This is a genomic window from Shewanella sp. DC2-4 (assembly GCF_013248875.1).
Lineage (GTDB): Bacteria > Pseudomonadota > Gammaproteobacteria > Enterobacterales > Shewanellaceae > Shewanella > Shewanella oncorhynchi.
Genome location: NZ_JABRVR010000002.1, coordinates 304,025 through 317,156, shown reverse-complemented (window position 1 = coordinate 317,156; position 13,132 = coordinate 304,025). Strand labels below are relative to the sequence as shown.

Sequence of the window (13,132 nt, the reverse complement as noted above, 5' to 3'; positions counted from 1 at the left end):
ATTAAGGCTTAACGGGAACCATTTGCGGCATTAGCGGGAGCGGGCGGATATATTGCTCTACGCCATCAGGCAAAGATTGTACGACTTGCGCCAAGCCGCCATTCGTCCACAGCATAAAACGACGTAACTCTTCTATTTCAATACGGTCGGCAAAGGTCACTGTACCTTGCACTTGGATCACTGCGCCTTGGTCCAACAACACAAACTTGGCAAAATTAAGCTTCTGATTCAAGGTGCCAATCACAGCAGGCAACTCTTGGCTGGCCTGCAATTGCGGATGCACTGCATAGAAGCGATTCATTAAAATACGGTCAATGCCTGCAGAATTAATGCTCGGCTCAAGCAAAAACTGGTTATCGCCAAACTGCACCGCGACTTTCGTCGGCGCAACTTGGGTGGCCAGATAATTTGCGTCAATCAACGCTTGATACAAGCGCTCAGCGGCAGCTTCATTGGTTAGTCCACCGAGTTCAACAACTTTGGGCGCGACGGGTGCACTCACGACCTCCTGAGCCACCACTGGGTCAATCGCGCTGGTTTGCGAGGGCGCCGTGGTAGCACACGCGGTTAATCCGAGTAAAGTGGCACTGATGAGCAATGTTTTCATTGTATTTCCCTTTGATGTATCCACGACCACATAACATGGATTTCTGCTGTGACCGCCAAAAACAGAGACTCACTATTGAGCATATGTCCGCCATCGACAACAGATTGAATTGTAATAGCATGCTCCAACCCAGCCAAAAAATCGCGTAATAGCGTCGCTGGGCAAATTGCATCCTGCATTCCTTGCAATAACACACTACGCGCCTTCACTCTAGGCGTCACGCGCTGTAACACATTCATGGCATTGAAATAATTATGTCGAGCAAAGTGTAACTCGATATTGGCTAATGCTAATACGGATTCGGGTAACAGCCTTGGTAGCACTAACCTCGCCCCCGCAAGCTGCAACTCCCACTGTACCCAACGCCGCGCAAAATGGTATCGCACATTTTCATCTGCCGATGCCAAACCTTGATGGTACGAATCCAGCAGTTCAGTCAGCGATAACTGAACCGGAAAAATGTCATTGAAGAGTCGATAAGCAGCAGGTTGCAATTTTGCCGCGCCGTCAGCGCCATAGAGCCAGTCGAGACCTTCTTTGGATGGAATAAATAACGCCCACAGTACCTGTGCAATCACCCGCTCTGGGAATAATCCGCTGTAAATTAAGCCTAATGTGGCCCCAAAAGAGCCACCTGCTAAACACCAACGCTCAATACCCAATGCGAGGCGAATCGCCTCAATATCGCTAATCAAACCAGTGAGATGGTTGTTGGCTAAATCGCCAAAGGGTAAAGATTGCCCAGAACCGCGTTGATCTAAAAGCAAAATCCAATATTGATCGCCATTAAATAAAGCTAAATCACCGATATCACAACCCGCTCCCGGACCGCCGTGCAAATACAGCAGTGGAATACCTTGTGGATTACCGTATTGCGCCAGATGCAATTGCTGACCATTGCCAACGTTAAACCAGTCGCGACGGATAAAAGATGGGAAGGATTCAGGCATTCAGTGTCATCGCCATTAATAATCCTCTAATGGGGTCATTCAGATTTTGCCACCGCCTTGAGTGCCGTCACCTCAGCCGAAGTTAACACCGCAGCGGAATTATCTTGGGAGGCATTGTCTAGGGGCTTAGCATTCAGAGCGGTTTCGTCATCATCTGAGCTCGACTCATAATCTAAATATTCAGGCATAGCGGCGGTAATTTCCGCGCCGAGTAATACTATCATCCACGATAAATACACCCAGACAAAGATAATGGGGATCACGGCTAAAGCACCATAAATCGCTTCATAACTCGGAAACTGAGTGACATACAAAGCAAAGGCTTTTTTGCCTAACTCAAACAAGATTGCGGCAACAATCGCCCCTAATAGTGCATGTAGAAACTTCACTTTTTGATTAGGCACCACCATATACAACAACAAAAATGCCGCCACAGAGAAAAGCATAGGTAAACGCTCAAGAAACACGGGCACCACACCCGACAACTGACCGTCAAAGACCTTCAATGACACCACGTAGGAAGTGGCGACCAAACTGGCCCCCACCAATACCGGGCCCAAAGTGATGACCATCCAATACATAGAAAAAGCCACCACCACTGAACGCTTCTCTTTAGTGCGCCAAATGTTATTAAGCGATTTATCAATGGCGGAAATTAGCAAAATGGCAACCACGACTAAGGCCGCAATCCCGACCGCAGTCCCCTTAGAGGCATTGGCCACAAACTCATTGATATACACTTGCACAGTATCGCCAGCGGCGGGTAAAAAATTCTGATAAACGAAACCTTCTATCTGTCCACGTATCCCCTTAAATACCGGAAAAGCTGACAGCATAGACATAGTCACCGCCACCATAGGCACGAGTGACAACAGTGTGACATAGGCTAAATGTCCGGCGCGAATATTGATTTGATCTTCAACTAAACGCCGTCTCAAATGCAGCAGGAAGTGCCAGATCCCGAGGAATAAGGCGCGAATTTGTGCCAGTTCTATCTTCTTAGTCACGGGTTTCTCTTGATTCTGTTGGTATAGACTCGTTATCTTCGTACAATAAACACTTAATTTACAAGTCTAAGGAGTGAATTGATGTCTCAACAAGGATCTGCAGGTAACGTTATTTCCGCTATTGCTAGCCTATTTTTTCCTGGGCTAGGCCAATTATTGCAAGGCAGAATAATGGCCGCACTGTTATTTTTCATTATCACAGTGGTGGGTTATGCCCTCTGGTGGCTGATTGTGCCCGCGGTAATAGGGGCTATCTTTCATCTGTGGAGCATTATCGATGCGGCGCGATTTAAAGCCGATTAATTAATTTCATTCAGCGACGGAACACCCAATGAAAAGACTGATAGCTTCAGGGCTGATTGCCACAAGTCTCCTGCTTAGTGGTTGCCAGAGTGCCTACTACGGCGCAATGGAAAAGGTCGGTTACCATAAACGCGATATTATGGTCGACAGAGTTAAAGATGCGAAAAAGTCCCAACAGGATGCTCAAAAAGAGTTCAGCTCTGCCCTAGAAGAAATGCAAGCACTGCTCAATTACAGTGATGGCAACTTAGAAAAAGCCTATAGCAGAGCCAAAGATGAATACGAATCGGCTCAAAGTGCCGCCGACAACGTCAGCAACCGCATCAATAAAGTCGAAGATGTAGCCGAAGCACTGTTCGATGAATGGCAAAATGAAATTAGCGAGATCAGTAAAGCCAACCTACGCCGCAACAGTGAAGCTAAACTCAAAGAAACGCGCCGCGCCTATGAACAATTGATCAAAAGTATGCGCCGTGCCGAGTCAAAAATGCCGCCGATACTCACCGCCATGAAAGACAATATGCTGTATCTCAAGCATAACTTGAACGCCCAAGCCATTGGTGCGATTAAAAGCGAATTTGCGAGTCTGCAAACCGATATTTCAGCCCTGATTAAAGAGATGAATACCTCGATTAACGAATCGAGCAAATTTATCGAAGCACTCGAAAAATCAAAAAATTAATCCAAATGCCCCACTGAACTCCTAAGCCCTAGCAAAATAAATTGCTGGGGCTTTTTATTCTTTATGTGACCTCGCACGCTGTCCCTGCAAGCTATACTTTATTTGTGCAAGACTAAAACACTTAGCTTTGTGAGCTATGGCGCGCTTTAATTGATTGATAGCGCGAATCTTAGATCTGACGCACAATTTCACTTATTACTCAAAAACTTATCCTCAGTTCACCACTCAGAGCCTGTACTTGTAACTTATTAGCTGTATTCATCACTATGACTTTTATCGAATCACTCACGCTGATGTTGGCACTCATGTATCTCGCCTCCCTCAGCTATTGGAGCGGCCAGAAATGGGGCGCGGTCGCCACACTGTTGCTCAGTATCGGTGCGGTGGCAATGAGTCTTTATTGGCCACTGGCTCTCGGGCTTCTTATTACACTACCACTGATGCTACTTGGGCATAAATTTGCGCCTGATTCACTCAAGGGTGAAATTAAAATCAATACCCTTCGTGAAGGGACTCAACATGTCTTAGCGCTATCGCTCTTGCTGGTTGCCATACAATACACAATCAATACCGTACTGCTTAAGCAAGGAATCACGCCTTGGCTAATGCGCCCAGACGTAGTCGATGCCTTTTTACCGATTGCGGGTGGCATTGAGCTTAAAGCCATTATCAGCCTCAATTTGTGGGATCAAACCCATCCTGCGGCAGCAGTCATGCTAGCGGCGGTATTACTCACAGGTTTACTCTGCAAGCGGGCATTTTGCGGTTGGGCTTGCCCATTAGGTCTGGCAGGGGAATATCTGTATTCCTTTAGAAAACGCTTTATTAAATCAGAGCTTACACCACCCGCTTGGCTAGATTGGCCACTGCGAATGTTGAAATATCTATTACTCCTAGCACTTTGCTACATAGTCATTGGTATGCCAGCACAATCCATCCCCCATTATCTTGAAGGTAATTATCATAAGATTGCCGACTTAAAGATGGCATTGTTCTTCCTAACACCCAGCCTAATCACGCTACTGGTATTTGCGCTGATCCTCGCTTTAGCGGCATGGCGTCGTCAGGGATTCTGCCGTTACTTGTGTCCCTATGGCGCTATGCTTGGGATCTTAAGCTTTGCGAGCCCATTAAAAATCCGCCGCAATACCCAGCACTGCCTTATCGAAGCAAAAGGGATGAAATGCGACAAGTGTACCCGCGCTTGCCCAGCAAACATCATAGTGCACACTAAAACCACGGTTCGCAGTGACGAGTGCCAAGCCTGCATGCGCTGTGTCGCGGCTTGCCCTAAATCTGCCGCCCTCGGCCTTGGGCTGAAATCCGGCCATAGACTCGGTCATAAGGGATTGCTCGCATTAGTGCTCATCGCATTATTTATCCTACCGCTGGGCGCTTACTTAGCGGGGTTCTGGCATAGCCAAACACCAGACAACATCCGCATGGAATTGATCCAAGTGATTAATAGAATTGGGCACTAGAACACCTAAAATGACACATATGATGGGATCCAATTGCGATGGAATAAAACACTAACGAAATTGAAAAACAGCAGCAGATAAGACTAGAAAACCTCAAAATGGAAACCTTTAGGTACAACTAAAGGTTGACCCACTTAGTAGGAATAATCTGAAAGGATTAAAATAAAATCATATAGAACAGATGCTTAATTGACACAAAATCTAATTACTGGTCTAATTCGCGCGCATTTAATAAAGGAATGTATTAACCAAAGGAATTATTGTGTGAAAAAATCATTATTGATCGCTCTTACTGCTCTACCATTATTTGCTTATGCTGGCCCATTCGATTCAATCGTTAAATCAGCAACTCAATCTGTCACTGACACAGTGAATGATACGGCAACCAATGCGTTAGACAGCGCAACGAATGAAGCGATTAAAAATACATTCGGCATTAAAGAAGGCTCAACCAAGCAAACAATCACTGAAAAATTAGGTGCGCCTGCTAGTACTTATAATGAAGCGGATCTAGAAGTTTGGGCCTATGATCTTAGTGCGTTAAATGCAGCTTCTCCAATGCTGGCAGAAACCACTAAAACTTTGCTGAAAGATAATGAAGTCGCTCAGAAAAATGTGACTATCAGCTTCAAAGGTGAAAGTGTCAATGCGGTAAAATTGGCAGATAAAGCTAAATCATAAGTTTGACTGCTCACTCGATAGGGTTCTAAGTCCTATCGAGTATCCCGACGTCCTCGGTCGCACCACAGCGATGATAGGCGTCAGCAATAAAGCCACTGCCAAGTAATACTATCCAGAAAAGACCTCACCTGCCGCCCAGTGACACACTCAGCTAACGCAATCCGGTAACCTCTCATCAGCAGCCACTGCTAAGCAATACCAACAAGCTTGGCCTGATTTTGAACCAACCCAACAGGCTGTGTTAAATAATACTTGGGCTAAATGATACATTAAGTGAATGCAAAACAATTTTGTCTCACAGACCATACTGCAGATAATGGCTTACATCACTCTCTGCAGTATTTTTAATATATACGTCATAAAATTGATTACAATCAGGCAACAGCTAGACTTTATCGCAGATAATATTCCTATACGGATATTAGGAAAATGGTTTTATGTTCCCCAACGGAGCTAACCTATGCGACCCGACCGACAGCAATTGATCCATTCGTTATTTGACGAATATATTGAGATGTATGCCTCCCGTGATGACAGGCTAACTCGTCGCTTTAGTGATAACTTTAGCGGCTATGCAGGGAGCAGTGACCAGCTTGTCACCAGCAGGGAAGAATGGGTGCGAATCACTCGTCAGGACTTTGCACAAGTGCCTGAGCGAATCCACATCGAAATGTTAGATCTTTCTTTACAAGACCTTGCCGACAACCTCGTGGTTGTGACTGCCTTTTTCCATATCCACTTACCTATCCCTAATCCTATGCTTTCCCGCGAGACAGCACGGCTAGTGTTGATATTTCACCGAGAAAACAACGACTGGATGATTGTCCACAGTGGCATATCCATCCCCTACGGCTTAGCCCACAAAGGGGAAATTTACCCGATCGCGCGATTAGAGGAACGTAACGTCGAACTTGAATCCATGATCACAGCTCGAACCTGTGAGCTGGCAGAAGCCAATAGGCAACTTGAAATACTCAGCAATACCGACGGTTTAACCAATATCGGCAATCGCCGCCTATTTGACATGATGTTACAAACAGAGTGGAGTCGTGGACAAAGGAGCAATTCCTCACTGGCCCTCATCATGCTCGATATTGACCACTTTAAACAATTTAACGATCACTATGGCCACCTCGCCGGAGACGATTGCCTTAAACAATTAGCGAGTACACTGTCCCAGTCCGGTCGCAGAGCGGGCGAATTAGTCGCTCGCTACGGCGGCGAAGAATTTGTCATTCTATTACCTAATGTCGATAATCAAACCGTACTTGAGACAGCGCAGCATATACATCAGTTGATCCAAGCCATTGCCATTCCACATGCAAATACCGACCTTGGGATTGTGACAGTGAGCGCAGGCGTCGCCTATCTGCAACCCTCTAACAAACAAAATGCTTTAGAACTCGTTCGCCAAGCGGACGCCGCCCTCTACCGCGCAAAATCCGCTGGCCGCAATTGCATACGGGTGATGGATGAGGACTACTAATACCAATCGTATTAAATATCTGTTCATTCAGCGGGAGTTCAACGCGCTTTAGACAAGGCGAAGGCTTGAAGGCATCGTGGTGCTCTGTCGAAAGCCTTGAACGCAGTATAAAGCGCGTTGCCATGCCGTTAACATCAGCCGCCCTTCGGGAGCCACACAGGCATCCCACTCCGGTGTTGCATTGACTTAAAAGGGAATCACCATTTCTGCGTCAATGCGCCTTGGATTGAGATGCCTGTGAGGCTCTGAACTGATTAGCTATTTAATGTGATTGGTATAATACCCATTATTCAATTTATCCCAACAAAAAGCCCTGCACAGTTTCCTATGCAGGGCTTTTTAAACCGATTGACTCACCTTAAGGGCGTGTCACCTGAATTAACAGGCTGGCATTAACCGCGGTTAAAGCGCTTACGATCGTTTTCAGTCAAGTGTCTCTTACGAACACGAATGTTCTTAGGCGTTACTTCAACTAATTCATCATCATCGATGAACTCAAGCGCTTGCTCAAGTGTCATTGTGATTGGCGTCGTCAGCACTTGGGCTTCGTCAGTACCAGAAGCACGCATGTTGGTCAGCTGCTTACCTTTCAAACAGTTAACTGTCAGATCGTTTGAGCGAGCGTGAATACCAACCACTTGGCCTTCGTATACTTCAGCGGCATGGCCGATAAAGAGACGACCGCGATCTTGCAGACCGAACAGTGCGAAGGTCAATGCCTTACCCGTTGCGTTAGAGATCAATACGCCGTTAGCGCGTTGACCGATATCGCCACCTTTGTGCGGACCGTAATGGTCGAATGAGTGATAAATTAGACCAGTACCAGAAGTCGCTGTCATAAACTCAGTTTGGAAACCGATTAAACCACGGCTTGGGATGATGAAGTCGATACGTACACGACCTTTACCATCAAGCTGCATGTCTTTCATTTCAGCTTTACGGGTACCTAATTTCTCGATTACTGTGCCTTGATCTTCTTCTTCAACGTCAACAGTCAACGTTTCAAATGGTTCACACAGTTCACCGTCGATAGTTTTCAGAATAACTTCTGGACGTGATACGGCTAACTCGTAACCTTCACGACGCATGTTTTCAATCAAGATTGATAAATGCAATTCACCACGACCAGATACACGGAAGCGATCTGGACTTTCTGTTTCTTCAACACGCAGTGCCACGTTGTGGACTAATTCTGTTTGCAGACGCTCCAGAATGTTACGTGAAGTCACATACTTACCTTCTTTACCTGCAAAAGGTGAAGTATTAACTTGGAAAGTCATGGTCAGAGTAGGTTCATCAACAGTCAAAGGTGGCATAGCTTCTACTGCACCAACGGCACAGATAGTGTCAGAAATTTTCAGCTCGCCTAAACCAGTGATAGCAACGATGTCGCCAGCGTTAGCAATTTCAACTTCAGTACGGTCTAGACCCATGTAACCTAATACTTGGCCCATTTTACCGTTACGAGTTTTGCCATCAGCGCCAATAATAGTCACTTGTTGGTTCGTTTTAACGCTACCACGCTTGATGCGGCCGATACCGATAACACCCACGTATGAGTTGTAGTCGATTTGCGAAATTTGCATCTGGAACGCGCCTTCGGCGTCAGCATCTGGGAAAGATACTTTTTCAACGATAGTTTGGAACAGCGGCGTCATATCATCGCTCGCTACATCCGGGTCTAAAGTTGCAAAACCGTTTAACGCAGAAGCGTAAACGATTGGGAAATCTAGCTGCTCGTCAGTTGCACCTAAGTTATCGAACAGGTCGAATACTTGGTCAATAACCCAATCTGGGCGTGCACCTGGACGGTCAATTTTGTTGATAACAACGATTGGCTTTAGGCCTTGAGCAAACGCTTTCTTCGTTACGAAGCGAGTTTGTGGCATTGGACCGTCAACGGCATCAACTAGCAATAATACTGAGTCAACCATAGACAGAACACGCTCAACCTCACCACCGAAATCGGCGTGGCCTGGGGTATCAACGATGTTAATACGGTAGTCGTTCCACTTGATGGCAGTATTCTTTGCCAGAATCGTGATCCCACGTTCCTTTTCAAGATCGTTGGAGTCCATCACCCGCTCAGTGGCTTCTCCTCGGGTTGCAAGGGTGCCTGACTGTGACAGCAACTTGTCTACCAGGGTCGTTTTGCCATGGTCAACGTGTGCAATAATGGCGATGTTACGTAAATTCTCTAGCACGGATAAACCTCTTACCATCAAACAAAAATAGGGATATTTCAGTAATTCGTTATGGTGATCGAGCTCGATCTACCACAATAAAAAGCGTGCCATTCTACTCCAGAGCGGCCTTGGCGCACAGGATTATTTTTGAACACTTATAAAACAATTCGCCAATCCTTGGGTAATTTCCGCCAATCATCCACTGAATGAAATCCTCTATAGCCAGAGTTAACGCTCTGTTTAATTGCCATATTCGTAGGAAAAATCCGAGTTAAGCAGCTGAATTTGCTATTTTTCGTATTCAATGTTAGCACTGCTAATGTCGATTTAAGCATCAGCAAAATCGACTTAGATACAGAGAAATTACCACGTCAACACACTGCAATAAATTCTGCTGCACACTTAATCTAGCATTCATGTTGGCGTTTACACCCGATGGCATTAAGACTCACTTCATTGTCACGGGATACCTTTTTACGCATCACTGATTTCACTTGGCCTGTGAACAGCAAAGACATTTCGCACATGAGAACGAACTCTTTCCTAATAATATGATAATAAACCACTATTGGATTGATAATGCGTGGCATAGTTGGACAGACTAGCGTGGTTTTATGACAATTATGCGGCGGTTATGCGGTGATAAATAGTCTCGTGCAGTACTGCAAGTATGTGTGAGCTTCACAGAGGCGGTACTTACTGAGATAGTGAAAGCCAAAGCGTTATTGCCATCTCAGTGCCATATAAGCGGTGCATGTTATCGCTGTGCATCCCAGCTTAAGGTTTGCATGAATCAATTCAGTGCGCACCAAAATGGAGTAATGCACCAAAATGCCACAGACAAAAGCACTATTATGGTGCACACGCGAATCCAATTAAGTGCAACAAAGATTTTAAACCATGTTAATCAGTAAGTTAAATTATTGGCATGGATATCGCTTTATAGCTCGTAAATTTGGCTCAAGATAAATCACTTGAGTTAAAAGATTATAGAAGGGGCATCCCTTTACCCTACCGGAGGCTTGAGAATGTCAGTTGAATCAGTTTTAAAGCAACTTGAAGAATTAGAAGTTAAGTTCGTTGATTTACGTTTTACCGACACTAAAGGTAAAGAGCAGCACGTATCTATTCCTTCTCATCAGGTAGATGCTGATTTCTTCGAAGACGGCAAAATGTTTGACGGTTCTTCTATCGCAGGTTGGAAGGGCATTAACGAATCAGACATGGTACTGATGCCAGATCCAACGACATTCGTACTGGATCCTTTCACCGAAGAAACCACAGCGCTGATCCGTTGTGACATTCTTGAACCCGGTACCATGACAGGTTACGACCGTGACCCACGCTCAATTGCTAAAAAAGCAGAAGCTTACCTGATCTCTACTGGTATCGCTGATACTGTATTGATTGGACCAGAACCAGAATTCTTCCTATTTGACGATGTCCGTTTCGGTACTGACATGTCAGGTTGTTTCGTTAAGATCGACGCTAAAGAAGCGGCTTGGAACTCAGGCACTAGCTACGAAGGCGGCAACACAGGTCACCGTCCATTTGTTAAAGGCGGTTACTTCCCAGTTGCACCGGTTGACTCATCACAAGACCTACGTAGCGCTATGTGTTTAGTGCTCGAAGAAATGGGCCAAGTGGTTGAAGCGCATCACCACGAAGTGGCGACTGCAGGTCAAAACGAAATCGCCACTCGCTTCAACACCTTGACTAAGAAAGCGGATGAAATCCAAATTCTGAAGTACGTAGTGCACAACATGGCACACGCTTACGGTAAGACGGCGACTTTCATGCCTAAACCCATCGTTGGTGACAACGGTAGCGGCATGCACGTTCACCAATCTCTGGCGAAAGACGGTGTTAACTTGTTCGCTGGCGACAAATACGCAGGTTTAAGTGAAACGGCTCTGTACTACATAGGTGGTATCATCAAGCACGCTCGCGCGCTGAACGCTTTCACTAACCCAAGCACTAACTCTTACAAGCGTTTAGTGCCACACTTTGAAGCACCTGTTATGTTGGCCTACTCTGCCCGTAACCGCTCTGCATCAATCCGTATTCCAGTGGTACCAAGCCCTAAAGGCCGTCGTATCGAAGCACGCTTCCCTGATCCACATGCAAACCCATACTTAGGTTTCGCAGCGCTGCTGATGGCGGGTCTTGACGGTATCCAAAACAAGATCCACCCAGGTGAAGCGATGGACAAAGATCTGTACGATCTGCCTCCAGAAGAAGCGGCTGAAATCCCACAAGTGGCAACGTCATTAGAAAACGCCCTTGAAAATCTGCAAGCTGACCATGAGTTCCTGACAAAAGGCGGCGTGTTCAGTGAAGATTTCATCCAATCTTATATCGTACTGAAAACAGCAGAAGCTGAGCGCGTAGCACGTACAACTCACCCACTTGAGTTTGAAATGTACTACAGCCTGTAATGGCTAGCGCTATACAACCGGCTCGCTTTATGTAATTGATACAGAAAATATAAAAGCCTCGATAGCAACGCTATCGGGGCTTTTTGTATTTTGAAGGTATATACAACTTTGATTCTGATTCAATCATCGCGTTGTTCTCTAAATAGGCATCATCGCCAACCACTCTTTTATCATTCATAGAAGGCACGCCAGACACCGCGGCAACAGCAGCAACAATAGAGATAGATGGTTAAAAACCGATTTAAACTATACGAGGGTGCGGCATAAAACCACCCATATAGTCGGAAGTTAACTACCGCGCCATTATTGTTAAGTGTCCAAGCTTTATTCAACTAGGCTGGGGATTGTCAGGGGTAAAATCTGCCAGTTGGGCAGGTTCGCCTGACTCAAATGACGCAAATGTTACGCCATCTAACACGCGCTCATTTTTAAATACACGGATTTCAGAATCAGGTAACTGCGTCATTAGCAATGACAAGATAGTGTGCATCTTATCCAATGGGCAATGAAGACGAATGCTTGCGCGTAAGCCCATTGTTCGTACATCCGATTGGCAGGCAATAAATGGACGATTCCGCGTTACCTTAATCAAATGACGATGCCCATTTTTTATAGGACTCTCGTAAGTAGTCTCTATATTTTTAAAACCGGTGAAGAAAAATGCCATCACAGCAAAACCACCCGCGCCGACCAAGGCGGCCGGGCCTAAAAAGGCCACCCCGACAATACAAACCACCACCCCAAACCAAGCCAGCCCCCGCACTACCGCGTAGGCAGCATCCGGTATAACGTCATGATAGGTGGTAACTAACCCCTCGGTGGTAAGCCGATAATTGTACTGTTTGTCAGCCAACCAGAGGTAGCGCATAAATGGCCCAAAAATCATCGCTATGATGAGAAAATAATACCATTGCTCAAATCCATACCAGTATGTCACCAACCCAACTAGAGCCGTAATCCCGCACGGAATAAGGACCATGATCCACCCAATGCCATACACAGTCGCTACCTTAATATCCCACTCATAGAGGGTGGGCGCCTCACGCACCCGCTGCTGACGCAGCTTATTGAGCCGGTCTTGCTACTCTTGGGGTAATTGCAGGTACTCACTGCGCGGCAGGTCTTCATACCGACTGTCGTCCAACGGTTGTGTCTCTTGCTCTGTCGACGCCAACTGCTGCGGCGCTGCTCTCTTATTCATATAGCTATTCCTTTGCTGTACCCACGGACTGCACGGTCATCGTTAACCTACCCACACAGCTCGTACTTAATGTTTTCTCGCCCTTGACGACCTTGCCGCTAAAAAGTCTG

11 protein-coding genes are annotated in these 13,132 nt (G+C 46.0%); 6 read left to right on the top strand and 5 right to left on the bottom strand.

Going from position 1 to position 13,132, the window contains the following annotated elements; genetic code table 11:
* Position 1: 1 nt before the first annotated feature.
* Genes HQQ92_RS02010 through HQQ92_RS02000 form a run of 3 tightly spaced genes read right to left on the bottom strand, consistent with a single transcriptional unit; the run spans position 2 to position 2,564 of the window.
* Positions 2-607 (bottom strand): hypothetical protein, encoded by a 606-nt coding sequence (locus HQQ92_RS02010; RefSeq protein ID WP_173242723.1) that lies wholly within the window; start codon positions 605-607, stop codon positions 2-4.
* The gene (locus HQQ92_RS02005) at positions 604-1,557 is read right to left on the bottom strand and encodes an alpha/beta fold hydrolase (RefSeq protein ID WP_173242721.1); all 954 of its coding nucleotides are present in this window, start codon (positions 1,555-1,557) and stop codon (positions 604-606) included. Before HQQ92_RS02005 ends, HQQ92_RS02010 begins: the two co-directional genes overlap by 4 nt.
* Positions 1,558-1,592: 35 nt before the next feature.
* Positions 1,593-2,564 carry a virulence factor BrkB family protein gene (locus HQQ92_RS02000; RefSeq protein WP_173242719.1) on the bottom strand — a complete coding sequence of 324 codons (972 nt, stop codon included), beginning with the start codon at positions 2,562-2,564 and terminating at the stop codon, positions 1,593-1,595.
* An 81-nt stretch (positions 2,565-2,645) separates the two neighbouring features.
* Here HQQ92_RS02000 and HQQ92_RS01995 point away from each other — a divergent pair, with 81 nt between their 5' ends.
* The 5 genes from HQQ92_RS01995 to HQQ92_RS01975 all read left to right on the top strand — a co-directional run bounded on the left by HQQ92_RS01995 (position 2,646) and on the right by HQQ92_RS01975 (position 7,197).
* Positions 2,646-2,867, top strand: a complete 222-nt coding sequence (locus tag HQQ92_RS01995; RefSeq protein WP_006079786.1) for a hypothetical protein — start codon at positions 2,646-2,648, stop codon at positions 2,865-2,867.
* Positions 2,868-2,895: 28 nt separating this feature from the next.
* A complete protein-coding gene (locus HQQ92_RS01990; RefSeq protein ID WP_105251124.1) occupies positions 2,896-3,549 on the top strand; it encodes a DUF2959 domain-containing protein in 654 nt (217 codons plus the stop codon).
* 266 nt (positions 3,550-3,815) lie between these two features.
* Complete coding sequence (locus HQQ92_RS01985) at positions 3,816-5,030, top strand: 4Fe-4S binding protein (protein WP_173242717.1); 1,215 nt, start codon at positions 3,816-3,818, stop codon at positions 5,028-5,030.
* A gap of 264 nt (positions 5,031-5,294) precedes the next feature.
* A complete protein-coding gene (locus HQQ92_RS01980; RefSeq protein ID WP_105251122.1) occupies positions 5,295-5,711 on the top strand; it encodes a hypothetical protein in 417 nt (138 codons plus the stop codon).
* Between the two features lie 460 nt (positions 5,712-6,171).
* The gene (locus HQQ92_RS01975; protein ID WP_173242715.1) at positions 6,172-7,197 is read left to right on the top strand and encodes a diguanylate cyclase domain-containing protein; all 1,026 of its coding nucleotides are present in this window, start codon (positions 6,172-6,174) and stop codon (positions 7,195-7,197) included.
* Between the two features lie 392 nt (positions 7,198-7,589).
* On the opposite strand, the gene typA is transcribed toward HQQ92_RS01975, so the two are convergent.
* The gene (gene typA, locus HQQ92_RS01970) at positions 7,590-9,401 is read right to left on the bottom strand and encodes a translational GTPase TypA (protein ID WP_105251119.1); all 1,812 of its coding nucleotides are present in this window, start codon (positions 9,399-9,401) and stop codon (positions 7,590-7,592) included.
* A gap of 1,010 nt (positions 9,402-10,411) precedes the next feature.
* Between typA and glnA the strand changes: the two genes are divergently transcribed.
* A complete protein-coding gene (glnA, locus tag HQQ92_RS01965) occupies positions 10,412-11,821 on the top strand; it encodes a glutamate--ammonia ligase (RefSeq protein WP_113941334.1) in 1,410 nt (469 codons plus the stop codon).
* A gap of 328 nt (positions 11,822-12,149) precedes the next feature.
* Here glnA and HQQ92_RS01960 read toward each other — a convergent pair whose 3' ends face one another.
* Complete coding sequence (locus HQQ92_RS01960) at positions 12,150-12,800, bottom strand: hypothetical protein (RefSeq protein ID WP_254306293.1); 651 nt, start codon at positions 12,798-12,800, stop codon at positions 12,150-12,152.
* Between the last annotated feature and the right edge of the window lie 332 nt (positions 12,801-13,132).

Coding starts and splice junctions, on each gene's coding strand:
- HQQ92_RS02010 (WP_173242723.1), bottom strand. CDS start 607: ATGAAAACATTGCTCATCAGTGCCACTTTACTCGGATTAACCGCGTGT.
- HQQ92_RS02005 (WP_173242721.1), bottom strand. CDS start 1,557: ATGCCTGAATCCTTCCCATCTTTTATCCGTCGCGACTGGTTTAACGTT.
- HQQ92_RS01995 (WP_006079786.1), top strand. CDS start 2,646: ATGTCTCAACAAGGATCTGCAGGTAACGTTATTTCCGCTATTGCTAGC.
- HQQ92_RS01990 (WP_105251124.1), top strand. CDS start 2,896: ATGAAAAGACTGATAGCTTCAGGGCTGATTGCCACAAGTCTCCTGCTT.
- HQQ92_RS01985 (WP_173242717.1), top strand. CDS start 3,816: ATGACTTTTATCGAATCACTCACGCTGATGTTGGCACTCATGTATCTC.
- HQQ92_RS01975 (WP_173242715.1), top strand. CDS start 6,172: ATGCGACCCGACCGACAGCAATTGATCCATTCGTTATTTGACGAATAT.
- glnA (WP_113941334.1), top strand. CDS start 10,412: ATGTCAGTTGAATCAGTTTTAAAGCAACTTGAAGAATTAGAAGTTAAG.
- HQQ92_RS01960 (WP_254306293.1), bottom strand. CDS start 12,800: ATGGTCCTTATTCCGTGCGGGATTACGGCTCTAGTTGGGTTGGTGACA.